A 26,317-nucleotide genomic window follows, 5' to 3' on the forward strand; every position below is an offset into this window, starting at 1 on the left:
TTCCTTGTTCGATATTCAAGATTCCACCTATCCTAAACGGTTGGTTCCCAGCCCAGATGATATTCGCGTTTCCAGTATTGCATCGCTTCAGGGTTATTCTGGATATGGCCGTTGGTTGGATCGATGTGTAAAGTACTACCGGAACGCAAGGCAATATTGCCCAGCTGGCAAAGCAGCGTACTCTGGTGACCTCCCACAATCTCGGCATTTAAAGCAGTTCCTTTGCTGATGCCTTCAAAAAAGTTCTGAATATGAATGGCATCCAGCTGCTGGGAAGGGTCCATTTTGTCGCGGGCATTAATGGTAATGTCGTTTTTTACCTCCTTCACCAGCTTATTTTCCAGGTCATAGATTTTATATGAGTTACCACTTTCAATCAGCAGGGAACCGTTTTCGCCATAGAACATAACCCCTACACTCGTACCTTCCACGGTTCGGCCATTGCAGCTTCTGCCTTCCCAGCTCATAGCGGTATTATTGGCAAATTCTAAATTAATAACCTGTGTATCCGGGGTCTGCCAGTCATCCTGATAGCGGTAACGCCCGCCTGAAGAAGTTACCTTGGTTGGATATTCCACACCCAGGCCCCAGCGCATCAGATCGAGCATATGGGTGCCATTATTGAGGGCTTCCCCGGTACCCCAGTTCCAGAACCAGTGCCAGTTATAATGGATCACATTGTCTTTATAAGGCATCCTGGGAGCCGGACCCTGCCATAGTTCATAATCCAGCCAGGAAGGTACAGCTGTTTCTTTACCCACGCCAATGGAAGCCCGGTTATTGGTGTACCAGCCTTTAGCAAAATATGGACGGCCAATCACTCCATTCTTCAACTCTATAATGGCTGCCACTACATTGGGCCAGGAACGGCGCTGGTTGCCCATCTGAATGACATTTTTATACTTACTAGCTATAGCTACCAGCATTTCTCCTTCATTCGGATTGTGGCTGCATGGTTTTTCCAGGTATACATGTTTTCCGGCTTTAGAGGCAAGAATGGCCGCCGGCGCATGCCAGTGATCCGGAGCGGCCACCACGAGTGCATCCAGGTGTTTGTCTTCCAGGGCTTTCCGGAAATCAGGCTGGGCTTTTGGCTTTTTCTTTTGAATGGTATCTACATTGGCAATCGCTTTTTCGGCTGCTCTGGAATCGACATCTGAGATGTATAATACCTCACAGTTGGACTGGCTGGCAAAGTTATTGGCCAGCGCAAATCCGCGGCTGTTAACACCCATAATGCAAACCCTGATCTTTTCGTTTGCTTTCAGAATATTGCCATAACTTTTGGCCGTAAAGCCTGGTAAAATGCCTCCAACTGACATAGCGGCGGCACCGGTAATTGTTTTTTTTATAAAATCTCTTCTGGAATTGTCTGTGGTTTTCATGATACTTTATTTTCAATGACCAAAGGAATAATTCCTTCCTGATGGTCTGGGTTTAGGTAATTAATTTCGAATTGTGTGCGATGCAAAAACTCTCATGACCTTAGTATTTTCTTGAAGTAGTTTTAGCATTTAAGTCTCATTACTAATTTAGACAAGTTAATTTTTTGTTGACTCAGGCCGTCTTTACTTTTATTTTGCTTGCCCAAAATAAAAGTAACAAAACACTCTTGAGCATGCAAATGCGAAGAGAGCCAACACAACCGAGCACGAGAGTGAGAAGGTTGCCTGCGTAGCAGTTGTGGCAAAATGAAAAATGCTTCCAGGCTCTACCCAACGCGCACCCCGCTTTTCATTTATCCTCCCGCGCATGGAATATTTATCTATTTTTTTATATCGATACGTTTACATTCTTTTTGTTCTTCAGGTCAAGACCTATTCAACTAACTTACCAATGACCAGTGACCAATGACTATTGACCAGCTTATCCCCGCTTCTGAAATTTCCGGGCTTTTTCCATCACACTGGCCAGGGTAACTGAGGCTCCATTCTGCCGTTTGCTTTCGTCGGCGGCTTCCATAAAGGCGAAAATTTCAATCGTTTCCTCCGGACTTACCGGCGCTTTTCCAGTCTGAAAGTATTTGATGATTTCAACCAGCAAGGGTTCATACCCAGGATAAGGACCTAATACTATATTTCCATTTTTGGTAAATACAGTGCCTCCATACTCATGTTTGCCGGTACGTGTTCCACGGAAAGTGCCTACCCGCCCATCCTGCCAGTTGCCTACCACTATATCTGTGTTTTCGGTATGCACCCTTACTACACTATTACAACCCAGGCCCATCACCGTATACAGCGTTTCTACCCCATGTACCCCATACCAGAACAGATCTGGATGTGTTTTTTCGAGTGTAGCCGGGCTAAAGGTATCGGCTCCTAATACCTGGCTCTTGTCAATATCCTGCACTCCTTTGATATAGCGTAAAGATGAAGTCGTAAAAATAGGAACATTATATTTTTTAGCTGCTTCATAAATGGCGATGGTATCGGATAATGAAGCAGCTACCGGTTTGTCGATAAACATGCGTTTGCCAGCTTTCAGTACTTCCAGGGCTTGTTCCAGGTGCAGGCGGCCATCGTTGGTTTCCAGCAGAATTACATCGGTTTTGCTCAATAATTCTTTAATCGAACCCACGATTTCTACACCCAGTTTTTTTACTTCTTCGGTGTACCCGGGAATGCGTTTTACACTGGATTCAATGTCTTTGCTTCCCTGCGGATAGGCGGCTACTACCTTATATCCGCCATAATCGGTACTGGCATCTGGGGCATTGAGTACTTTAGTGAATGCGGTACTATGCGAAGTATCTAAGCCAATAATCCCTACTCTTTTTCCCTGCTCTGCTTTTGATAAGGCTTGTAATTCTCCGGCCAGGCTTAAGCTTAAGCCGGTGGCGGTGGCTACTTTTAAAAATGTTCTCCGGTTGTGGTGTTTCATGTCTGGTTTGTCAGAAGATTAGCTTTAATTAAGGTAGTTAATTTTCAATCTGGTAATAAAAGAAAAAACAGTAAAATATTCAATACTAATGATTCTGTAGGCATATAAAATTCTAAACAAACGGATCATTAGCCTTTCAGCCATTTGCCAAACCATTCGAAGGCTTCGGCCTGCATCTTCGCATCAAATTTATGCGGACCAGGATAGAAAGAAGTTTTAAACCGGTCGGCTGCATTTGCTTTTTTATATACTTCAGTAAGAATCTGGTCGGCCTGCTTCATTTCCAGGAGGGTAAATAAATCATCTTCCATATCATTGAGCACAAGTGACGGTAGAGGCGTTCGTAAGCCTAATATTTCCGGGAAATCAAGTTCTGTGGGCAGCAAAGGAATATAGCTCATCCAGGTATGGGTATAGGATTTATTCAGGATAAAGTCTTTCCAGGTCGTCATAAAGCCTACGCAAACCGCGCATTTAATCCGCTCATCTAATCCGGCCATGAGCACCGTACGCAAACCGCCACCCGATAATCCACCACATCCGACTCTGGACGCATCTACATCTGTGCGGGCACATAAAATATCCAGGGCTTTACGGTCTTCGGCGAAGAATACACCAGGCCAGGTTGTGCCGGCACTCAACAAGGATTTAGACAAAATATGTTCATGATCTCCGGCCCATTGATTGTATTTCTCGATACCATCGGCATTTGAAGGTTCGGGGTCTGTTAACCCGTTTCGCATGGAAGCTGGTACATCCTGCAGCATAATTCTGCGGCTGGCAAAATCAAATGCGTCTGCAACCAACACTACATACCCTTGTTTGGCAATTTCATTCGCCCAGGCTAAACCACTGTAATATAATTTCTGATGTTCAGCCATCAAGGGATTCTGGCTGGGGATACGGGTTATTTTCTGTGTTCCAAAGTATTTGTTCCCCCCATGATCATGGAAGGCAAGAATGGCAGGTAAGCGGCCCTGTGCATTCTGGGGTTTTAGTAAAATAGCCTCTGTTGGACGTCCATAGGGCAATTGCCAGCTTAGTTCTTCGATCTGAAGGCCATCGTAGGTGTATTTTTTATTTGCTTTTACCGGTGGTAATCCTCCCAGATCAGGAATGGCCATTCGCTGCATGACCTGATTTCTGGCGGCTTTTTTCCATTCGCCCAGATCCTTCCATTCTTTTTTCCGGAAGGAGAAAGAAGGTAAATTTTTTTGCATCTGTGCCGTTGCCCACGGCCCATATTGACCAATAATGCTCAGGTCTTGATCAGTAGTATTCATTATACGAATAGGGTTTTGACTTAATGTTGGATCAGTGTGGGAAGCGGTTATTGGCCAGTTGCCCTGGGTTAAACTTATTCCGGCAAGGCTACTTACTTTTAAAAAGTTTCTGCGGGTATTCTTCATAACATATGCCAGGTATAATAGGTAGTATAAGTAGATGTTCAAGATAGAAAATTATTTGTATATCAAAGCCAGTTAACTTTTAAGAATAGCTTTAGTTCTGGGTTGTATTCCCAACATTCAAACTGTAAAATGAAAGCTTATCTACCTGATGGAATTAATAATTAACCTTTTTTAGTGCAATTTTTTGAAGATATATTAATATTGGGAAAGTTATATTATAATTGAAAAATAATAAAATGTGTTTGTGTAAGGATGACTTAAATGAATTTTTGAACTATACTATTTTTATCACCTATAAATAAATTGTACTTTGTTTATAGGTGATAAAAAACTTATTTTCTATATTAGAGTTTGTAGGTGTAGTGAAATACTTATAATATCTTATTCATAAGATAGATGTGGAGTTTTTTTTACTATCTTTCATTCCTAATTGATCTTTTATAGACTATACGCTATATTTACTAGTTGAATAAAATATATAAATACTGGAAATTTATTGAAACGAAAATTATATCGATAGGTGGGATCATAACACAACTCCTACAGAATGGAAAGCGATTGAATACAATAATTTAAAATAAAAAAAACAATATTTTGCTTTTCTTATTTTTTATGTGTTGATTTTGGTTTTGTTAAAATGTTATAAATAAGCAGTATATGTTAGAGAACATTACTGACAGAGTAGTAAGGGATTGTGAAAATCCAGTATATCTAAATTTGACAAGCAAAAAGTGAAAAATCTGGTGAATAGTATTTCTACAAATTGACACGCTCACATCATTTATTTTTATAAATTATGACTACATTTTTTTCTGTTGATAAAAAAGAGCTTGATTATGACGAGGAAGTTAAATCACAGCTTTATTCCCTGGCTCAACAAATAGATGACAAAGATGATCAATATATCTTTCAACCCCACGAGGTATATAAAAGTACCTTTATATGGGTATTAGAAACTAATAAAATTCCTTTTCAGGTAAATCAGGTTTCATTTTAAGTGCCCCTTGTAAATTCCTCCTTCCCAAAACATACATGGCTATACCCTGCCCAGGACTATAGAAAACAAGTCTATCGGTAACTATTAACTTATTACAGTTGATTTTGTGTACTACGTTTACAACAAATGCCTGTTTACTAATAAATATTCACTAAATATTGAACAAATAATCAGAAGTTAGTATAACTTATCATGTACTATGCATGAAAAGATTATCTGTTTTGGAGAAATGCTTTGGGATATTCTACCAAGCGGAGTTATGCCTGGGGGCGCACCCATGAATGTAGCCGTGCATTTTAACTATAATGGATTTTCACCTGCCATTATTAGCCGCATCGGAGATGACTTATTAGGAAAATCATTAGTAGAGCGATTGCAGGAGAAAGGGGTAGCCACCCGTTATATTCAAATTGATGAAAAGCACCCGACAAGTGTGGTAAAAGCCAATATAGGCAATAAAAGAGATGTTGTTTATGAAATTGCCCCTTCTGTAGCATGGGATTATATAGAGTATGATGAGCAGGTAACCCAATTGATATCCAAATGTGACTTATTTATCTATGGCAGTTTAGCGTCCCGTAATAAAATAACGTATGATACCCTCCTAAAATATCTGCTTATTGCCAGGGTAAAAGTATTTGATGTAAATATGCGCCCGCCTCATTATTCTCCCAAACTCATACAATTATTAATGAACCACGCTGACATTGTAAAAATGAATGAGCGGGAGTTAATTGAAATTATGAGCTGGTTTGGAAAGATTGCTCCCCACAAAGAAGCGATGACCTTTATTAAACAGCGATTTGAACTTGACAAAATTCTTGTTTCAAGAGGGGAGAAGGGGGCAATCTTATTATGTGAAGAAGGTTATATAGAACATTCAGGCTACCAGGTGGAAATCGAAGATACCATTGGAAGCGGAGATGCATTTCTGGCGGCTTTTCTCAGTAAAATACTTCAGAAGGCTCCTATCCGGGAAGCTATGGAGTTTGCTTGTGCGACAGGAGCACTGGTCGCTACCAAAAGCGGAGCCCTGCCGCAATTCACTCAAAATGAGATCAAAAACTTTATTCACGAACAGCGGCTTTTGAAAAGTAAGTCCGGAGAAAAAAAAAGCTAGACTTTTACCTTCCTCTTTACTCTACCCAACTATTTTATTAGGCAATCTACTAGACTGAAATACTTGTCTTAAAGTCCGGCTCAACAATCGCATAAGGGTTTGAAAAGCAATCAAATCTTTGTTCCATTCTACTCTGATAGCATAGCCGATACAATCAAGACCATACCTGAAAAAACTATTAGCTTTGTAACCGTGTTTCTTTTTTGGTATGGCTTTAATTTTTTGATGACAATACAAGCCATAAGTTAAACAAAAGCCATAGGCAATGCTTACCAGACCGATCAATTTTTTGAGTTTGTCTGTAAGCTTCAAGTGAGTAGACTCCAAATCAAAGCCTCTTCCTTTCATATTCTGAAATAAGGTTTCAATGGTCCATCTTTTTCTATAGAGTTGTCCAAGCAGACCTACCTTAACTGTACCTAATAAAAACAGAATGTCTCCACTTCTGAGTTTCTTTATATATACATTAGCCCAGACACCATCTACCAGACAATCGGCTAAAGACAATTCGCTAGCTTTAGTAAGCAACTCTTCTACCCGGTGCTGTCTGCCATCCAGGCGTGTGATCAGATGATGTTTGGGCACACGGATGCAGAACAGAATACCATGGCTCTTCAAGTAAGAAAGCCAGTTGTGGCCAATAAATTCTCTGTCAGCCACTACCATACCAATGCGTTCTTTGCCTACTAAAGCAATGCATTGACTAAGGAAGGCTTTCCTATCATCTGTAGCCGAATTACCACTTTCATTCTCCAATAACTGCCAATACAGCGGCACATGCAGCACTCCACTTGTGGCAACTACCATCAATATATTGACTTGGCACTGACCAAAATCCCATTCCGTTCGATCTATACACAAGCTAATCTTTCCTTGAGGCAGAAAGCATAACAGCAAGCAGGCTAAGGCTTGATAATCCAAGTCTACTTCCCGAAAGAAATCCTGTATCCTTACCTGATTACAACTTATTTTGGCTTCATCATTGAGATAATGAGCCAGATGAGAAAACTGTACCTTTCTGCTCTGAATCAAAGCCAGCACAAAGCTGGTAATAAATTTCTTGCGGGCTAAGTTTTTAACGATTGCTACTTTGTCCAAAACTTGTTTAACTTCGTTGGTGAAGTATTGCTTCATAGGGAATGTGTTTTTTGTAGTTTGGTCACCACAAAATTCCACTTCCCTTTTTTATTTTCATAATAGTAGCTTTTTAGTTGGGTAGAGTACTTCCTCTTTAAACATATTAGAAGTAGAAAAATAAGCACTATTACTCTTTAAGGCAAAGGGATATAATATAAGCTTTGTGATAAACAGAGATGAGTAGTAATGTATCTTCAGTAAGTAGTTTTTGTTTTGTAGGAACAAAATCGAGGAAGCCTGCCATAAACAATAACTACAACTGTAAATTTTAATTACAGATCACATGATGAACCGCTTTGTCTTATATTCCCTACAACTTTAAATGTAAACATTTCGTTAATTTCTATTCTTTATATAAGAATAAATCTTTAGGAAGATGTATATCTTTGCAAGTTAATTATGCATATTGCCCGGAATAGACTGATATAACATTCTTGGTGCCACTTTTTGCAAGGAAAAATTTTAGTTTGCTTTGCCTATGAGAAAGCTAGTTACTCATTTTCCTTATTTAGTTTTCCTGATACTTTTTTTGTTTTCACCTGGCCTGCAAACCCTTGCAAGCACGCAACCACAAGTCGCATTCAAAAGATATACCGTTCAAAACGGACTTTCCAATAATTATGTAAGGAAAATCTTGCAGGATAGTGAAGGATTTATCTGGGTGGCCACAGAAGATGGCCTCAATAAATTCGATAGTTATACCTTTCAGGTATATAAGCATATTCCTGGAGACAGCACAAGCCTGACCAATCATCCCATTGTATCTTTAGTTGAAGACAATAACCATAATATCTGGATAGCTACCTGGGGAGGGGGAATTTTTATTTATAACCGCAATTTAGACAATTTCCGGCAGTTCAAGCATATCCCTCAACAAAGTAATAGTATCAGCAGTAATTATATTTACGACTTATTTAAAGATTCTAAAGGTAGAATCTGGGCAGGTACCAATGGCTATGGACTAAATTTAGGTGATACAAAGACTTATACTTTTACTGCTTTTATTCATGATCCTCAGGATACTACTTCAATCAGTCATAACCGGGTAAGTGCGATCACAGAAGACAAAGAAGGCAAACTCTGGATTGGTACCATTGGTGGGGGTGTTAATCATTTTGATCCTCGTACTGGTATTTTTCAGCAGTATCTACACGACAGTAGAAATGAGAGTAGCCTCAGTCATAACGAAGTTTTCAGCGTATTATGTGATAGTAAAAACAGGCTCTGGGTAGGTACCTGGAATAATGGCTTAAATCTGAAAGAAGGTTCCGCACAGGAATTTACTCATTTTAATCATTTACCGTCAGAAAGTAATTCTTTGACCAGCAACCAGGTTTGGGCCCTTACAGAAGACATGCATAAGCGGCTATGGATCGGAACTGACAACGGTTTATGTTTATATAATGAATCAGAAAAATCATTTTACACCTATCATCATGATTCTTTCGATCCCAAAAGCCTGGCAGGTAATTCAGTAAAGAGTTTATATGGGGATAAACAGGGACGTTTATGGGTGGGTACTAATAATAATGGCTTGTGCCTGACTGATCCATATCTAACTCAGATGGGGCATTACTATAAAAAAATAAATACAAATTCCCTTACAAATAATGATGTAAGTGCATTCCTAACGGATCGTTCCGGCCGGGTGTTGATTGGAACAGATGGAGGAGGTCTGAACATATTAAACCCTGACAGGGATTCTTTTGTATCCTACCAGCATGACTACAAAAACCCATTCAGTATTGGCAGTAATAAAATTAAAGCCATATTAGCAGACCGCAGGCAGGGAATATGGATAGGATTCTGGGATGGCGGGATGGATTTTTTTGATTCCAGAAAGAAAACTTTTACACATTTCAGAAAAGGGAAAGCGCCTGTTGACGGTCAACTCAACAACGACAATGTTACTTGTCTGGCTGAAGACCAGGAGGGGTACATCTGGCTGGGAACTTTTGGTGGAGGTATCAGCAGTTTTGATCCGGACCGGAAAAAGTTTACTTCCTTTACCCAGCAAGTCAACAATCCGGAAAGCATAAGCGATAATTTCGTATGGGCTATTATGGTGGATCAGCTGAACAATGTATGGATTGGTACCTCTAATGGCAACCTGAATGTAATGGATAGAAAACGGAACCGGTTTTTTCATCTTCCTTTACAAACTCCTGATGAAACCCGTTATGCGGTGCGGGCTTTATTTGAAGATGCCAAAGGAAGAATATGGATCGGGACGGGAGGAGGGGGCTAAAACTCCTGCAAAAAAAAGACTCTACCTTTAAAACATTTACAATCGCTAATGGCTTTCCCAGTAATACGATCAATGCGATCGCAGAAGATAATAAAGGCGTCCTCTGGCTGGGTACAAACCAGGGCATGGTACGTTTTGATCCGGAAACTGAACGCTACCAGCTCTTTGGAATGAGTGCTGGTGTGCAAGGTCTGCAATTTAACAGGCAGGCCTCTGGCAGGCTGGCGTCTGGTGAATTGCTCTTTGGTGGAAATAATGGCTTTAATCTGTTTCATCCCGATAGTTTAAAACAGCTTAATTTGCAGGTGCCGCTTGTATGGGTGGATTTTCAAATATTTAATAAACCTGTGCCGATCGGCAGGGAAAATTCTCCCTTACAAGCAAGGCTCAATCAGAGCCAAACCATTACCTTAGATTATAAACAATCGGTATTTAGTATTGAATATGCCGCATTAAACTACACAGCCCCGGAAGAAATCCAGTATAAATACCGGCTGAAAGGATTTACCGATGAAAGCTGGCAGAATGCCGGTGCCACCCGGAAGGTAACCTATACCAATCTGCCACCCAAGCGCTATGTTTTTGAAGTGACTACTGCCGCAGATGGTAGAGTTGCCGTGCCAACCCGCACCCTGACAATTGTAATAACTCCCCCATGGTGGCATACCTGGTGGGCCCGAATTGTTTTTTTATTATCTGCCACCTCCTTATTAACAATCCTTTATTACTCACGCGTCAGACGGATTAAATATCAAAACAAGAGGCTTGAAAAACAAGTGACTGAGCGTACTTTACAATTACAAAAAGCCAATGCATCTCTCCAAGAGATGAACGGGCTGATTCAGGAACAAAAGGAAGAAATTCAGTCGCAGGCCCAGGAACTTGAAGCAAGGGTTGAAATCAGGACGGCTGACCTGAAAAAGACAAACGAGGAGCTGGATAATTTTGTATACCGGGTATCACATGATATCCGGGCTCCCTTGTCATCCATTCTGGGATTAGTTACACTTATTGAGCTTGAGCAAGATCCCACACAATTACAATTGTATCTGCAAATGATCAATAAAAGTATCCATAAACTAGATGGATTTGTAAAAGATATATTAGACTATTCCCGGAATTCAAGGGTAAGTATGAACCGGGAAGAAATTAATTTCCAGGAATTAGTAGAAAATGTTCATGCTGAACTGGTATACATGGAAAATGCTCCTCGCCTGCAAATTCTGAAGGAGTTTACCATTAACTATCCTCATTTCAATGATGCCAGGCGGTTACATATCATTTTTCGTAATTTATTTTCAAACGCGGTTAAATATCAGAACTTACACTGTGAAAGGTCGTTTCTACACATACATATCCAGACTGATAAACATTGTGCCACTATTATAGTAAAAGATAATGGGATAGGTATTGACACCTGGCAGCAAGAAAAGGTGTTTGATATGTTTTACCGGGGAAGCCAGCTTTCAAATAGTTCCGGACTTGGATTATATATTGTGAAAGAAACCATAGAAAAACTCAATGGATCGATTCAACTGCAATCAGAACTAGGTGTTGGCACTACATTTATTATTAAGCTACCTAACCTTCCCCTTAAAGAAGAATAATAATATCAATTCTCTAAAATATATCTTACCCTTTCATTACCAGCAATAAAGCACAATTATACTATACTGGTTATATTTGAAACCTTGTTAAAAAGTTTACAATCAGATGGCTAGCCATTCGGAAGAACAACAATTAAGGGCTAAGAGGGATGCTATAGAAAGGAAAGTGGATTTAAGAAAACGTGTTTGCTTTGTTGATGGATGTGGTAAATATGCAATTAACTCACATATACTTCAGAAAAATGGAATAATTAATTCTATTTCAGAAAACAATCATGTGTATCAATTATTAGCAGATAATTTTAAAGAGCATTATTACTGTTTTAAAAAAAAGGGTATAAATGAAGCTTATACATTTAAGGGCTTCTGTGGGAGTGATGATCATAACCATGATAGTGAGTTATTTAAGAATATAGAGCAAAATTCAATAAATTTAAATGATTACTATTCTCAGCTATTATTTTCCTACCGCTCATTAGTTTACAAATTAAGAGAAAGAGAGATTACCAAAGAAATTGCTTTGGAATGGTATATGAATCCAGAGCTAAGTATACGAATGGATAGAGCAATGGGCAGAAATTGGTATACTGTTGAATCAGCAAATATAGAAATGTCAATAAAAGATGCCTTAGTAGCAAAGGAGACGGTTGAAAATGAGATTCATCAAAATTCCACCGGTCAAGGATATTTTCAGTTTCATAAAAGAGTTATACCTCGAATTGAAATTTGTTGTTCACAGTGTTTTAATTATGAATTAGCCAATGAAACCACAATTGCCCAAGTAATGGGTTATGAATCTTTAACAATTATTTTTTTTAATATTATTCCTTATCAGGATCAGACCGTTTTATTAATAGGGTACCCAAAAGACAAGGCAAGTATATGTGGTAAATATTTTGATTCTATGTTAACTATGTCTGAAAAGGACTTGAAAAAAAGGATAAGCGATTTGTTATTGCTTTTTGGAGATGATTGGCTATGCTCACCAAGAATTTATCTAAACTACTTAAGACAATAGGAACGGTCCATTAGTAAAATAATAAGTTACCACAAATACAATAGAAGCCATTATACAATAAAATACAACCTATTAGATTATATTAAGTAGATTGACAACTTTCCACTTTCCTTCACACATTAATAAAAAAGCCTTTCTAAATGAATAGAAAGGCTTTTAATGTACCAGGGGCGGGAATCGAACCCGCACGAGCTTTTGGCTCACAAGATTTTAAGTCTTGCGTGTCTACCTGTTCCACCACCCCGGCATAGGTTTTTGTTAACAATAAAGCACCGTTTCCGGTGCTTTACTTTGAGCGAAAGACGGGGTTCGAACCCGCGACCTCGACCTTGGCAAGGTCGCGCTCTACCAGCTGAGCTACTTTCGCAAGTTCCGCCTCTATCAGCGGAATAGTGAGTGCAAATCTACTAACAGAATTTACAAATTCAATTATTTTTAGAAAAAAATTAGAGAAAACAGTAAAACGCTGAATATCAGGTTATGTTTTCTTCTGGCTTTTCTGCTGGGCTCCATTATTGGGATTTACATAATCCGTACTTATTTTTTTAATATCCCCTCTGGTTGGTGTATCGGGTTGCTGTCCATGCAAACCTTCTTCTTGTTTTTTTACAACAGAAGGATTCTTGCCTGGAATTTCTTTTTTCTTGCTCATAGCTGTAAAAGTTTTATAATGAAAACTGAAATGGCTTTACACAATAAAGCCCTTCTTCCAGATACGAAATAAGGGCTTTAGAGGTTGGAAAAAGTACATTACTTCTTCTTTGTAGTTGTTTTTGTGTCTTTGGTATCCTTCTTTGTGCTGTCGGATTTTTTGCCTGCATCAGTTTTGCTTGACCCTGATTGTTTTGCCATGTTAAACACCTCCTTAATAACCTATGTAAAGGTTTAAGATTAAAAATAATGTAACAAAAGAAATAATTTTTTTAACGAAAGCAACAAATTATTCCAATTTATTTTGCTTGTAAAATCAGCTTAATTTCATTTAATTTTAGCAATGCTTCTACTGGTGAAATAGTATTAATATCAAGCTTATCCAGAATGTTTTTTACTTTCATAAAGTTTGGATCAGAAGCTTCAAAAATCTTTAATTGGTAATTGTTTTTGGGGATTTCCTTAAATACTGCATCCGGATGATTGCGTATTTTATCCTTCTCCAGATGATGCATAATTTCATTGGCTCTCGACACGATTTGTGTCGGCATTCCTGCCATCTGCGCAACATGGATACCAAAGCTGTGCTGGCTTCCTCCTTCCTGCAATTTGCGCATGAAAATGATCTTGTTTGCCGCTTCTTTTACAGATACATTGTAATTTTTTATCCTTGGAAAATCATCAGCCAGTTGATTCAACTCATGATAGTGTGTAGCAAATAAGGTTTTGGCTTTATACTTTGGATGTTGGTGCAGAAATTCCACAATGGCCCAGGCAATAGAAATGCCGTCATAGGTACTGGTTCCCCTTCCAATCTCATCCATCAGCACCAGGCTCCGTTCGCTGAGGTTGTTGAGAATGCTGGCGGTTTCGGTCATTTCTACCATAAATGTAGACTCTCCCTTTGATAAGTTATCAGAAGCACCTACTCTGGTAAAAACTTTATCAACCAGCCCGATCCAGGCGGAAGAGGCCGGAACAAAACTTCCCATTTGTGCCATCAATACAATCAAGGCAGTTTGCCTGAGCAAGGCAGATTTACCAGCCATATTCGGACCGGTAATCACCATGATTTGCTGGGTTTCATCGTCGAGATAGATGTCGTTGGGAATGAAATTTTCGCCCAGAGGCAACTGCTTTTCTATCACCGGATGCCGGCCATCTTTGATCGAAATCACCCTGGAATCTGAAATCTCCGGCCTTACATATTTATTTTTGATGGCAACGCTGGCAAACGATCCCAGGCAATCAATTTTTGCCAGTACCTGGGCGTTTTTCTGGATCTGGGTAACATATTCTGCTGCAGCCAGTACCAGTGCATTAAACATTTGCTGCTCAATGGTAAAAATGCGATCTTCGGCATGTAGGATTTTTTCCTCATACTCTTTTAATTCTTCTGTTACATAACGTTCCGCATTTACCAGGGTTTGTTTACGTATCCAGCTGGCTGGCACTTTGTCTTTGTGGGCATGGGTAACTTCCAGGTAGTAGCCAAACACTTTATTGTACGCCACTTTTAACGAACTTATGCCGGTATTTTGAATTTCACGCTGCTGTAGCTGAAGCAAATAATCTTTTCCAGAGTAAGCGATAGCCCGGAGTTCGTCCAGTTCTTTGTTAATACCTTCTTTAATCAACCGTCCCTGATTGGTTACAATGGGTGGTTCTTCAAATAGTTCTGTTTCGAGTTTATCGAACAGAAACTGGCAGGGATTTAACTGGTCAGCCAGCTTTTTGAGCTGGGGCAGGGCAGAGCCCGCTAATATTTCTTTCACCGGATTGGTATGATGCAGGGATTTTTTCAGTTGCAGCAGTTCCCTGGGATTGATCCTTCGGACAGCTACTTTGGAAATTAACCGTTCTAAATCACCCACTTGTTTGAGGTGTTGCTGCAACTGCTCTATGAACTGATTTTCTTTAGTAAGGAAGGAAACTACATCGAGCCTTTCTTCAATAATTGCTTTTTCCCGCAAGGGCAGAACCAGCCATTTTTTCATCAACCGGCTGCCCATCGGAGTAACCGAGTGGTCGAGAATATCAATCAGAGGTACACCAGATTCCTGCTGCGGATATATTAACTCCAGATTCCGGATGGTGAACTTATCGAGCCATACATAGCGGTCTTCTTCCAGCCTGGAAATAGTAGCAATATGCTTTACATCCTTGTGTTCCGTTTCTGACAAATAATGCAGAATACATCCGGCTGCAATAATACCTTCCGGCAAACTTTCAATGCCAAATCCTTTCAGAGAATTGGTCTGGAAATGCTGGATGAGTTTATCGTAGGCAAACTGGTGCTGGAAAATCCATTCTTCCAGGTGAAACATGGCATATTTATCTGCCACTAATCCGGTAATCTTATTACGTTGATTTTTGCAATACAATACTTCAGCAGGCTGAAAACTTTGCAGGAGTTTGTCAACATACATCGTGTTGCCCTGCGAAGCAAAGAATTCCCCGGTAGATACATCCAGAAAAGCAATCCCCACACTTTCGCCGGAAATATGGATGGCTGACAGGTAATTATTCCGTTTTACATCCAGAACATTATCACTGAAAGCAATACCTGGCGTTACTAGTTCTGTAACGCCTCTTTTTACAATTCCCTGGGCAAATTTAGGATCTTCCAGCTGGTCGCAGATGGCTACCCTTTGTCCGGCCCGTACCAGTTTGGGCAGATAAGCATCCAGGGAATGATGGGGAAAGCCGGCTAATGGAATTTCGGAAGCTGTGCCATTTGCCCGTTTGGTAAGCACAATATCCAGAATACGGCTTGCTTTTACGGCATCTTCCCCAAACGTTTCGTAGAAATCTCCTACCCTGAAAAGCAACATGGCACCTGGGTATTTTGCCTTGATGATGTTGTATTGCTTCATCAGCGGTGTTTCAGAACGGGAGGGGGTGGTTTCTTTATTTTGTGTACTTTTGATCAATTTTTTATCAGGTAAAGTGATTTGTAATCCAAGTTCAATTCATCATCCGGGCGGAAACCTGCAAAAGTTTTCGGTAGGAAAAATGCAACTAACCCCCTTTGTTTATGCGTAAATTACAGAATGATGAACTCCACAGGGCAACGGTGGATGAATTCAAAGTTAAGAAAAAAAATCCGTATGTACTTTTATTAGATAACGTCCGGAGCCTGCATAATGTAGGCTCTGCTTTCCGGACAGCTGATGCTTTTCTGGCTGAAAAAATGTATCTCTGTGGCATTACCGGAACCCCTCCCAACCGGGAGATTGCCAAAACGGCACTTGGTGCAACTGAATCTGTAGAATGGGAATATGAGAAAGAAGCAAGTGAGGTGATAGCAAAATTAAAGCAGCAGGGTTATATTTTAGTTGCGGTAGAGCAGGTGGAGAATAGTACCCAGTTATTTGATTTTGAGATCGACGCTGAGCAAAAATATTGTTTTATTTTTGGAAATGAAATATTCGGCGTTCAGCAGGAACTGGTCGCTAAAGCTGATGTATGTCTGGAAATCCCCCAGTTTGGCACCAAACATTCGCTGAACATTGCAGTAAGTATAGGCGTAATTGTATGGGACTATCTGTCGAAATTGCAAAAGCTTACATAACAATTTATTAACATTGACTTACTATTTTTTAATACTATATTCACCCCAAAATTTGCTGCATCATTCACTGCAATAAACCCATGAAAACTAAAAAATCTGCCAGAAAAGAACTCAGTGCTAAAATATTGGAAAAAATCCAGGAAGCATTAGGAGAAGTTAATGAAAAGGCTGTTGTAAAAATCAAGCGGTCTGCTGAAAATACTGCCAAGAAACTGGCCAAAAAATTTACAGCTACCGTTGATAGAATCATTAAAAAAGATGAAGCTGCTGCTAAAAAAGCAGGAAAAGTATCAAAAAAGGGCGGCAAAAAAGATAAAAAGGCAGCCAAAAGAAAAACCCTCAAAGCAGGTAAGGTAGCAGCTAAAAAAGTACCCGCTGCTACTAAAACAACTGGTGTAAAAAAGACTAAAACCACACCGGCTGCCAGCAATGGTGTAGCAGAAAGCAACAAAGAAGCTTAAAACTTCTGCTAGTTCAATTGTTATGTATCGTTGAGCCATCCATAAAGTCGGAACCTATCCAGACTTTATGGATTTTCTATTTATTGCTATACACTTTCTGATGGCTGATGGTAAGCAAAGGTAGTTTCACTATAAAAGAGGCATCGGTACAAAATACCTCTACATTCTGTGAACTAAGAAGTTTATATCGGTTCATAATATTTGCCAGTCCGGTTTGCGTAGAATCAGGGTCGGGAGTGAGTTTTTTCTGAAGATTATTTTCTACTACTATCCATGCTCCCATCTGGCTGTAAATGGAAATATACAAAGGTTTGCCGGCAGAAATAATATTGTGTTTTACTGCGTTTTCTATCAACATCTGAATAGTAAGGGGTGCTACATACTGCCCAAATTCTTGCGTGCCGATGGTGGTTTTTACCATTAGATTATCTCCGAACCTTGCTTTTAATAGGAAAATATAGGCATCTGCAATTTTCATTTCTTCTGCCAGTGGTACAAGTTCGCTGTCTTTGGTTTGAAGAATGTAACGGTACAAAGTGGAAAGATGCTGGGTAAACGCTACAGCCAGTTGCGGATTTTCGGGGATAATGGTAATTAATGTATTCAGACTGTTAAATAAAAAATGCGGATTTACCTGGTTTTTGAGGGTCTCGTATTGTGATTGAATATTCTCCCGTTTTAGTTTCTCTGCTTCCAGAATAGAACTCTTCCAGCGGTGAAAGAAATATGAGGCTTCGGAAACGGTAGTAACCGCAAAAGTAATCATCACGCTGGGGCGAAAACTGTATATAAACTCTCCCCATTCAAATATCTGCCCTGTCAACCAGTTCACAATAAGCGTGAGCAGGCCAACCGTACTAATTGTAAAGAGCAAGCTGTTTATGATCTGGTATAAAATCCGTTGAGAAGTCTGATGATAGGCCGGAAAACGCTTTTTCAACTGGTGCACAATCCACTGATTTCCTTCCCATAAAATTACTGTGTAAACCGTAGAAACTAACCCATAGATGAAGTACTTTCTGGAACCAAATACGGCATTCATGCCAAATAAATGGATGGTTGCAAACCCAATTATTGGATAGAGCATATACCGGATATAAGTTGAAGTTCTGATAGGCATAGAAAATATTCGGCAGAAAGGTAATAATTTTGTGTCAGCCGTATTGCGTAGCGGAATGATAGAGAGAGATAGTGCATTCCCATGAACTACAATTAGAATGACAGCTATACTTATACATTCATTGTTTCCGGCGAAATTTCTGATTTATGGCTTCCATGGTTATTCATTTTCTTTTTATAATATCTTTCCCAGAAAAACAAAAGCGGCACTCCTGCAAGCGTTGGCCAGAGCCAGCGGAGTGTATCTGGCAAAAAGTAGAAATTAACTGCCGAAAAAGCCGAAAGTGTGGCTATATAAGAACCCACCATTCCCTGCATGTGATCGAACCACCACTGCATTGTATCGGTGGGCGGTGTTCTGAAAGCTTTAAAGTTTCTGAAAGAAAACCGCATCCCAATGAGTCCGAATACGATGGCAATATAGCCGAAAGCATGGCTGCCGGATGTAAAAAAAACAGCTATTCCCCAGGCAATAAATCCTCCGTAACAAAGTGCGGCGATACAGGCAATCCAGAAATCGATACGCATGCTTTTTTGAAGATCCACAGACCGGCGACGTTGAACCGAACGGTATCCATACAGCGATAGATGAAAGCTGAAAATGGCGACCAGGAACAAAAATAAATTCGGGTGGTAAAAAGTCATGGGAATAGCGGAGATCGCTACCAGCACCATTGCCCAAAAGAAAATATTACCCCAAATCTTATGATTTTTACCCCCTTTTATTGCAATAAGTGCGAGTGGGGCTACAAAAAAAGCGGTCATTCCGGACACAATGTGCACAAGGCGCATGTAGGTATATATCATTTCCATCGTTGCTGTTTTATGTTATGAGTATAAGTGTGACCAAAGCTATATGTGACGCAGCGCTACTACAACCGTAGCGGGATGAGGTGTTAAAAATTGCGGATGAGACGGAAAAGAAACCTGATAAGATAGATTATATAGGAGTATTTTTTTACTTACAGCATTAATTCTACATAAAATAATACATAGGTGAGAATAGCTTAATAGTTACTACAATATAAATACCTATAAATGACTATACTTACTTGCTTTCCTTGAATGATACATTTTAACTCACAATCTATGTCTAACATGAACTGGTCTATCCGGACAAAAATTCTGCTGGGCTTATTGCCTTTGCTTTTGCTGGTAGTGATGAATTACGGTGTTTCCTATCAACCCAATAGCTGGGGTGATGAATTAATACTGACTATATTTATAGCTGCTATTGTATTGTTTTACTGGGTGTTGCAACAGGTTTTTATCAAACCCTTGAGCTATCTGACAGATCGGATTAGCCGTATTTCGGAAGGGGATTACACCCAGTGCATTGAATATGCACACAACGATGAACTGGGAAACATTGCGGATGTAGTAGATAAACTGGCCGAAAATGCACAGAATGCAACAACATTCATAACAAATATTAAAGATGGAAATCTGGATGCCGAATACACTAAATCAAGGGCAAGTTCAGATGAACAAAAAGATGGACTAGCCGGAACGCTGATTGGCTTGCGAGATCATATGAAAACCATAGCAGAACAGGAAAGAGAGCGGAACTGGGCAACTGAAGGATTAGCTAAGTTTGTGTATATTCTGCGGGCCAATAATGAGGAAATTACAACGCTGGGCGATAAAATTATTACCAACCTGGTCAAGTATGTGAATGCCAACCAGGGCGGTTTGTTTGTAGTAAATCAGGAAGAGGACACTACGTATTTAGAACTGGTTTCCTGTTACGCTTTCGATCGCAAGAAATTCATCCAGCGTAAAATTCAGCCCGGCGAAGGAATGGTAGGACAAGCATATCTCGAAAAAGATACTATATATCTTACTGAGATTCCGGATGATTATATTACGATTACTTCCGGTTTAGGTCTGGCCAATCCCAGCTGTATATTAATTGTGCCACTCAAAGTGAATGATCAGATTCTGGGCGTAGTAGAACTGGCTTCATTTCATACTTTTCCAACCTACCAGATAGCTTTTATTGAAAAGCTGGGAGAAAGTATAGCGTCTACTATTTCCAATGCCAAAGTGAACGAACGTACCAAACGCCTGCTGGAAGAGTCGCAGGAACAATCAGAAGAGATGCGGGCACAGGAAGAAGAAATGCGCCAGAATATGGAAGAACTGCATGCCACCCAGGAAGATTTGCAGCGGAAAAATATAGAACGGCAGCAGGCAGAAAAAGAACTGATGCGTGCCCAATCTTACCTCAACAGCATTATCAATAAAATCGGCAATCCTATTCTGGTAAAAGACCGCAAACACCGGCTCATTCTGATTAATGATGCTTTTTGTGAATTTGCCGGCATGAAACGGGAGCAAATGCTTAACAAAAGCGACCATGACCTGTTTCCGAAAGAACAAGCAGATATATTCTATGCCATGGATGAAGTAGTATTCAATTCCGGGGAAGACAATATCAATGTGGAAACCAATACAGATAGCCATGGTGTCGAACGTACTGTTGTAACCAAGAAAACCGTTTTCAAAGATGAATCCGGAGAAACTTTCCTGGTGGCAACTGTTACGGATATTTCCGATACCAGGCAGCTTGAAAACGTACTCAGCCAGGAGAAAACCATGCTGGATACCCTGATGGATAGTTTGCAGGAAATGGTAGCATTTAAAGATGCCAGCGGCCGCTTCCTGAAAGCAAATAAAGCCTTAGCCGATAAATTTAAAATTCCTCAAAAAGAAGAGATCGCCGGAAAAACGGTGTTTGATTATTTACCCAAAGAACAGGCAGAAATTCTATCGAGCAAAGAACAAGAGGTAATTACTACCGGGAAAACTGTAGAGAGTGAAGAAAGGCTTATACTGCCAGATGGCTCTGATACCTCTGGAGTAAGCAGCCAGATTCCATTTAAAGATACAAAGGGAAATATTTCAGGAACGCTGCATATTTTCAAGCAGTAACAAACTATCTTATCCTGAACGAAAGCAAGCTCAATTTAATAAAATGAGCTTGCTTTTTCATTTTTAAGCTATCTGCAATATTCATAAACCGGTACATATTTAAGACAGAAGCAAGCTGGCATTACCTGATTCATTAACCAATACTTGTTTGGCAAATCCCTTCTGAAACCGGCAGATTCTTAGTAATTTTACCGATTGTTTTATTACTCCATGCAAACAAACCACCAGCTTGCAGCTACTGAGTCTGCGCCTTTGTCAAGTGACGCTACCGGCTATGAAAATATAGAAATCTTCGGTGCCCGCGAACACAATCTTAAAAATATTGACGTTAAAATCCCCCGCAACAAACTAGTTGTTATAACCGGTATCAGCGGAAGCGGAAAATCTTCCCTGGCTTTCGATACTGTATATGCTGAAGGGCAGCGGCGGTATATGGAAAGTTTCTCAGCTTACGCCCGGTCTTTTCTGGGAAATATGGAACGGCCCAATGTGGATAAAATAAATGGCCTGAGTCCGGTTATTTCCATTGAGCAGAAAACCACTTCCCGCAATCCCAGGTCAACAGTAGGCACGGTTACAGAAATCTATGATTTTATGCGCCTGCTCTATGCACGTACCGCCGAGGCTTTTTCCTATGTGACCGGCGAAAAAATGACACGCCAGTCGCAGGACCAGATCATCAACCATATTCTGCAAAATTTCATCAATCAGAAACTGATCTTGCTGGCACCGGTTGTGAAAGGGAGAAAAGGGCATTACCGGGAGTTGTTTGTGCAGATCAGCAAAATGGGCTTTACCAAAGTACGGGTGGATGGCGACATTCAGGATATAAAAGCCAAAATGCAGGTAGACCGCTACAAAACCCATGATATTGAAATTGTAATAGATAGGCTGGTTGTTCGGGAAGATGAACGGTTCCGTATTTCGCAATCTGTACAAACTTCCTTGCAGCATGGCAAAGGTATTATGATGATCCAGGATGAAAAGGGCAAAGCCACTCAGTTTTCTAAATTCCTGATGTGCCCCACATCCGGCATTGCCTACGACGAACCTGCCCCCAATACCTTTTCTTTCAACTCACCTTATGGGGCCTGTCCGGTGTGTAATGGATTAGGAGTGATTGAGGAAATTACTGAAGATGCCATTATTCCAGACAAAGAACTGAGTGTGAGCCGGGGAGCTATTCTTCCGTTGGGTGAATACCGCGAGATATGGATTTTTAATGAGATTGGTACACTGCTCAAAAAATTTAAGGTCAACATCAGCACGCCTGTTAAAGATTATCCGCCGGATGCCCTGCAAGCCTTATTATATGGTACGGATTCTTTAATTCTTAAGAAGGACCCGGAAGCCAAAATTGTTCACAATCAGTATGTATACCGGTTTGAAGGTATAATTAATTTCCTGAAGAAACAGCAGGAAAGTGCTTCCGAAAAAATGCAGGACTGGCTACAGGATTATATGGTTACCAGTGTATGTCCAGAATGTAAGGGAGCCCGATTAAAAAAAGAATCCTTGCATTTTAAAATTGACAACCGCAATATTTCTGAACTGGCCCATATGGGGATCACCGAACTTTCCGGCTGGTTCTCGGACCTGGAAACACGCCTGAGTGATCGGCAAAACCTGATTGCTGCAGAAGTGCTGAAAGAAATCCGGAAGCGTATCGGCTTTTTGCTTGACATTGGTCTGGATTACCTCAACCTGGACCGGCCCTTGCGTACCCTTTCAGGAGGGGAAGCCCAGCGTATCCGCCTGGCTACTCAGATTGGCACCCAGCTCGTTGGCGTATTGTATATCCTTGACGAACCCAGCATTGGATTACACCAGCGGGATAATGTTAAACTGATCGAAGCCCTGAAAAAACTCCGGGATGTAGGCAATTCTGTGCTGGTGGTGGAACACGACAAAGACATGATGCTGGCTTCAGACTATATTCTAGATATTGGTCCTGGCGCTGGTCGCCATGGCGGACAAGTCGTAGCGGAAGGTAATCCGGATGATTTCCTCAAAAACGACAGTATGACGGCGGCGTATCTGAATGGAAAAACAGGCATAGAAATTCCTGAGCAACGCAGAGCTGGAAACGGGCTGGAATTAATGTTGAAGAATGCTACCGGCAATAACCTGAAAAGCGTAACATTAAAATTGCCACTGGGCAAAATGATTTGTATCACCGGCGTTTCCGGTAGTGGTAAATCCACCCTGATTCATGATACGCTGTTTCCTATTCTGAACAAACATTTTTTCAATGCCAGAAGAGATGCGCTTCCTTTCCAGTCGGTAGAAGGTCTGGAACATATTGATAAAGTGATTGAAGTGGACCAGTCGCCCATTGGACGTACACCCCGTTCTAATCCGGTTACCTATACCGGCGCATTTACTGATATCCGGGCTTTATTTACTGAACTGCCGGAATCTAAGATCAGAGGTTATAAACCTGGGCGTTTTTCTTTCAATGTAAAAGGAGGAAGATGCGAATCCTGCGAAGGAGCTGGTATGAAACTGATTGAAATGGAGTTTTTGCCAGATGTATATGTTCCCTGCGAGACTTGTAAAGGCAAACGTTACAACCGCCAGACCCTGGAAGTACGCTTCAAAGGAAAATCCATTTCTGATGTGCTCGACATGACTGTAGAGCAGGCCGTAGAATTCTTTGAAAACCAGCCCAAAATTCTCCGCCGCATCAAAACCTTAAATGATGTAGGCTTAGGCTATATAACCCTTGGTCAGCATGCAACTACGCTTTCGGGAGGAGAAGCCCAACGGGTGAAATTAGCGCAGGAGCTTTCGAAAAAGGATACTGGCAAAACGTTGTATATTCTGGATGAACCTACCACCGGACTACATTTTCAGGATATTAAGCAATTATTAGATGTGTTGAATAAGCTGGTAGGCAAAGGAAATACCGTGCTTATCATTGAACACAACCTGGACGTGATCAAAGTGGCTGACCATATTATTGACCTGGGGCCGGAAGGAGGCGATAAGGGAGGAAAAATTATTACCGAAGGCACTCCAGAAGAAGTAGCTAAGAACAAAAAAAGCTATACCGCTCAATTTCTCAAAGAGGAGCTAAAGGGGAAAAGGTGAAGTTTTACGAAAGGTGAATCGATTAACATATGCCATCTGTAATTTTCCGGTGAAGTCCGGAATTATAGCTTCGTGTATTTACTGTTTCTTCTATTTGCTCACTATTACTTTTATTTAATAAAATCGATAAAGGTGTAAGTGGAAAATTCTAGAATCAATGGAACAGCGGATATATAAACTCATACTTATTTTAGGTATAAGTATCACTTTTGAAACGGTAATATTTAGCTTATATCTATATTTAACTGAACGGTCACTCGTTATATTATTTAGCTTTTTTGTTACCTATTTTTTATTGCTCTTTTTCTTAAAACGAGCCCAGGTTTTTGATAAATTAAGTTTTCCGCAGGCATTACTATATTCTTTGCTTATTGCTATACCTGTAATAGTCTTACCTCCAGCAATAGGCTTATTTTGTCAGCCTATTATCAGAGGACAAATGCCTGGTCTGGAGAATATTGATAACATCAATTGGATGCCTCTTGAAAAGGAGTATTCATTCTGTCTTTAATAAAGTTTATTTTTGCTTCTATCATAGCTTTTATTTTCTTAACTCGCCTGGACGCTATTATTGGTTTAACCGACGAGAAAGAGTTACAACTATACGGGGCAACTACTCATGGTGTCATTTTCAGAAAGTGGAAACACCGGCATTTGTTTCTTGTGAAAATTGAATATCATATTGATGGCAGCAGATATGAAACAGATGCTAAGATTGATCGAAAAAATAGTTTTTCAGAAAAAGATACTGTAACAGTTTTTTATTCTACCCGGCATCCTTATATATCCGTAATCAGGGAATTTTCAGATCACCTCGTGAAATAATGTTAATATCAAAAAAAGACTGATAATTATAGCTGAGTGGAGTAAAGATTGAAGTTTGCTTAATAATAATTTAATTTGATGTAGAGGAGTCAATTTACCTTATAAATTCATTTGCAAAATAATAGGATTTAATACTACTTTTTTTAACATTTCTCGTAAAATAACGTATAAGTTCATTCTCAACTCTTTAACGCACTCAGTTATGCAAAAAAACAAAAAAAACAGCACCTCAGGTACTGACACTAATGAAAATAAAGCAGATGGTATCAAATCTGAAAATGGCCAGACTGCCATTAAATCTGATTCTGCAAATACTGGTGTAACTGCCAAAAAGCAAAGCAAACAAAAGAAGGAAGGGAATGATGCAGCCGTAGATCAGCCAAAAGCCAAAAGTGGACAAAAAAGCAAAGTCAGTGCTTCAACCACTAAAGATACTGCAATGAAAGCTGTAGATAAAGCAAATGCAGGGGATGTGCCTGCAAAAAAATCTTCTGGCGGGGCCAGTAAAAAAACCAAACCAGGCAAAGTTGATACTACAGGCAGAGATATAACCGCTGACCGGGAGGCAATTATTGCTTCGGTAGATGCAGAAGCAGAAAAACAAACCGGCCGTCCGACAGGGGCAATTTATGGAAGTGGGGGAGATATTATTGCTGTTCAAAATCCCGCCTCTTCCGGCCAGGCGGCACAAGCGGCCGCTGCATATACGAAAGTGTACGGACTTATTCAGGCATCAGGCAATAACTTATTTCTAAGTCAGGGAAGTATTCCTGATGGCAAGTTGCAGCTGGTTAGTCAGACGAAAGACAAAGGATTTCAGGGGCAGGCTTCCGGATATAATGAGCAGTTTGTTACAGTGCTAGGTGAGTATCAGTCCGGAGATAATAAAAATAAGTTTTTAGTAAGGAGCATAGCTTCCCATAATGATATTGCCCGGCGTGCCTATGAGCTTTCTGAGTCTGGCGGTAATTCTTCTGAGGATAACTGGATCAGGGCTGAAAATGAGTTACTGGGGCCAAGCTAGCATAAGATTTTATAACATAATTATATAGTTTTTACATTCATTTTATCCATTTACTCAACGCAACATTTGAGTGAAATGGATTTTTTGTGTTCAGACAAACAGAAGAGGTAATTAATAGATTTTTTAGAAAGCTTTATAACATGTGTAATAGGGAATAAATTATACCAGGTTGGTTGATTTAGTTTTTATTGCAAAAAAATTAGAATATAATAATATT

18 protein-coding genes and 2 tRNA genes are annotated in these 26,317 nt (G+C 40.1%); 10 read left to right on the forward strand and 10 right to left on the reverse strand.

The genetic code is table 11. The annotated features are described in order from the left end of the window. Window positions 1-32: 32 nt before the first annotated feature. From GXP67_RS32940 to GXP67_RS32950, 3 genes are all read right to left on the reverse strand, one after another. Window positions 33-1,385: a Gfo/Idh/MocA family protein gene (locus GXP67_RS32940; RefSeq protein WP_162447054.1), complete on the reverse strand. Its 1,353-nt coding sequence runs from the start codon at window positions 1,383-1,385 to the stop codon at window positions 33-35. Between the two features lie 481 nt (window positions 1,386-1,866). Continuing rightward, complete coding sequence (locus GXP67_RS32945) at window positions 1,867-2,883, reverse strand: Gfo/Idh/MocA family protein (protein WP_162447055.1); 1,017 nt, start codon at window positions 2,881-2,883, stop codon at window positions 1,867-1,869. 128 nt (window positions 2,884-3,011) lie between these two features. Next, complete coding sequence (locus GXP67_RS32950) at window positions 3,012-4,292, reverse strand: prolyl oligopeptidase family serine peptidase (protein WP_162447056.1); 1,281 nt, start codon at window positions 4,290-4,292, stop codon at window positions 3,012-3,014. 796 nt (window positions 4,293-5,088) lie between these two features. Between GXP67_RS32950 and GXP67_RS32955 the strand changes: the two genes are divergently transcribed. Beyond that, window positions 5,089-5,289, forward strand: coding sequence for a hypothetical protein (locus GXP67_RS32955; RefSeq protein ID WP_162447057.1), 201 nt, complete (start codon window positions 5,089-5,091; stop codon window positions 5,287-5,289). Between the two features lie 199 nt (window positions 5,290-5,488). Next, window positions 5,489-6,409, forward strand: coding sequence for a carbohydrate kinase family protein (locus GXP67_RS32960; protein ID WP_162447058.1), 921 nt, complete (start codon window positions 5,489-5,491; stop codon window positions 6,407-6,409). Window positions 6,410-6,430: 21 nt separating this feature from the next. Here the strand turns inward: GXP67_RS32960 and GXP67_RS32965 are convergent, their stop codons facing one another. Continuing rightward, window positions 6,431-7,543: an IS4 family transposase gene (locus GXP67_RS32965; protein ID WP_162443157.1), complete on the reverse strand. Its 1,113-nt coding sequence runs from the start codon at window positions 7,541-7,543 to the stop codon at window positions 6,431-6,433. A 481-nt stretch (window positions 7,544-8,024) separates the two neighbouring features. Here GXP67_RS32965 and GXP67_RS32970 point away from each other — a divergent pair, with 481 nt between their 5' ends. The 3 genes from GXP67_RS32970 to GXP67_RS32980 all read left to right on the forward strand — a co-directional run bounded on the left by GXP67_RS32970 (window position 8,025) and on the right by GXP67_RS32980 (window position 12,419). Then, the gene (locus GXP67_RS32970; RefSeq protein ID WP_162447059.1) at window positions 8,025-9,794 is read left to right on the forward strand and encodes a two-component regulator propeller domain-containing protein; all 1,770 of its coding nucleotides are present in this window, start codon (window positions 8,025-8,027) and stop codon (window positions 9,792-9,794) included. Continuing rightward, on the forward strand, window positions 9,767-11,401 hold the full coding sequence (locus GXP67_RS32975) for a sensor histidine kinase (protein ID WP_162447060.1): 1,635 nt from the start codon (window positions 9,767-9,769) through the stop codon (window positions 11,399-11,401). Before GXP67_RS32970 ends, GXP67_RS32975 begins: the two co-directional genes overlap by 28 nt. A 106-nt stretch (window positions 11,402-11,507) precedes the next feature. Then, the gene (locus tag GXP67_RS32980) at window positions 11,508-12,419 is read left to right on the forward strand and encodes a hypothetical protein (protein ID WP_162447061.1); all 912 of its coding nucleotides are present in this window, start codon (window positions 11,508-11,510) and stop codon (window positions 12,417-12,419) included. 162 nt (window positions 12,420-12,581) lie between these two features. On the opposite strand, the gene GXP67_RS32985 is transcribed toward GXP67_RS32980, so the two are convergent. The 4 genes from GXP67_RS32985 to mutS all read right to left on the reverse strand — a co-directional run bounded on the left by GXP67_RS32985 (window position 12,582) and on the right by mutS (window position 15,946). Beyond that, window positions 12,582-12,666: transfer RNA gene (locus GXP67_RS32985), tRNA-Leu, on the reverse strand. A 47-nt stretch (window positions 12,667-12,713) separates the two neighbouring features. Beyond that, window positions 12,714-12,786: transfer RNA gene (locus GXP67_RS32990), tRNA-Gly, on the reverse strand. Window positions 12,787-12,897: 111 nt separating this feature from the next. Continuing rightward, on the reverse strand, window positions 12,898-13,071 hold the full coding sequence (locus GXP67_RS32995; RefSeq protein ID WP_162447062.1) for a hypothetical protein: 174 nt from the start codon (window positions 13,069-13,071) through the stop codon (window positions 12,898-12,900). 298 nt (window positions 13,072-13,369) lie between these two features. Beyond that, entirely contained in the window at window positions 13,370-15,946 is a 2,577-nt protein-coding gene (mutS, locus tag GXP67_RS33000) for a DNA mismatch repair protein MutS (RefSeq protein ID WP_162448136.1), read from the reverse strand. Window positions 15,947-16,107: 161 nt separating this feature from the next. On the opposite strand from mutS, the gene GXP67_RS33005 reads away from it, so the two are divergent. Together GXP67_RS33005 and GXP67_RS33010 are read left to right on the forward strand one after the other, a co-directional pair. Beyond that, window positions 16,108-16,644 (forward strand): RNA methyltransferase, encoded by a 537-nt coding sequence (locus GXP67_RS33005; protein WP_162447063.1) that lies wholly within the window; start codon window positions 16,108-16,110, stop codon window positions 16,642-16,644. Between the two features lie 80 nt (window positions 16,645-16,724). Beyond that, a complete protein-coding gene (locus tag GXP67_RS33010; protein ID WP_162447064.1) occupies window positions 16,725-17,105 on the forward strand; it encodes a hypothetical protein in 381 nt (126 codons plus the stop codon). 76 nt (window positions 17,106-17,181) lie between these two features. On the opposite strand, the gene GXP67_RS33015 is transcribed toward GXP67_RS33010, so the two are convergent. Both GXP67_RS33015 and GXP67_RS33020 read right to left on the reverse strand, forming a co-directional pair. Next, window positions 17,182-18,225: a sensor histidine kinase gene (locus GXP67_RS33015; protein WP_162447065.1), complete on the reverse strand. Its 1,044-nt coding sequence runs from the start codon at window positions 18,223-18,225 to the stop codon at window positions 17,182-17,184. Window positions 18,226-18,335: 110 nt separating this feature from the next. Then, window positions 18,336-19,037: a DUF2306 domain-containing protein gene (locus GXP67_RS33020; RefSeq protein ID WP_162447066.1), complete on the reverse strand. Its 702-nt coding sequence runs from the start codon at window positions 19,035-19,037 to the stop codon at window positions 18,336-18,338. Between the two features lie 276 nt (window positions 19,038-19,313). Between GXP67_RS33020 and GXP67_RS33025 the strand changes: the two genes are divergently transcribed. From GXP67_RS33025 to GXP67_RS33035, 3 genes are all read left to right on the forward strand, one after another. Continuing rightward, on the forward strand, window positions 19,314-21,158 hold the full coding sequence (locus GXP67_RS33025; RefSeq protein ID WP_162447067.1) for a GAF and PAS domain-containing protein: 1,845 nt from the start codon (window positions 19,314-19,316) through the stop codon (window positions 21,156-21,158). A gap of 210 nt (window positions 21,159-21,368) precedes the next feature. Then, complete coding sequence (gene uvrA, locus GXP67_RS33030) at window positions 21,369-24,251, forward strand: excinuclease ABC subunit UvrA (protein WP_162447068.1); 2,883 nt, start codon at window positions 21,369-21,371, stop codon at window positions 24,249-24,251. 1,027 nt (window positions 24,252-25,278) lie between these two features. Continuing rightward, on the forward strand, window positions 25,279-26,100 hold the full coding sequence (locus GXP67_RS33035; protein ID WP_162447069.1) for a DUF2934 domain-containing protein: 822 nt from the start codon (window positions 25,279-25,281) through the stop codon (window positions 26,098-26,100). Window positions 26,101-26,317 lie beyond the last annotated feature (217 nt).

Source organism: Rhodocytophaga rosea (assembly GCF_010119975.1).
In the GTDB taxonomy this organism is placed as follows: Bacteria; Bacteroidota; Bacteroidia; order Cytophagales; family 172606-1; genus Rhodocytophaga; species Rhodocytophaga rosea.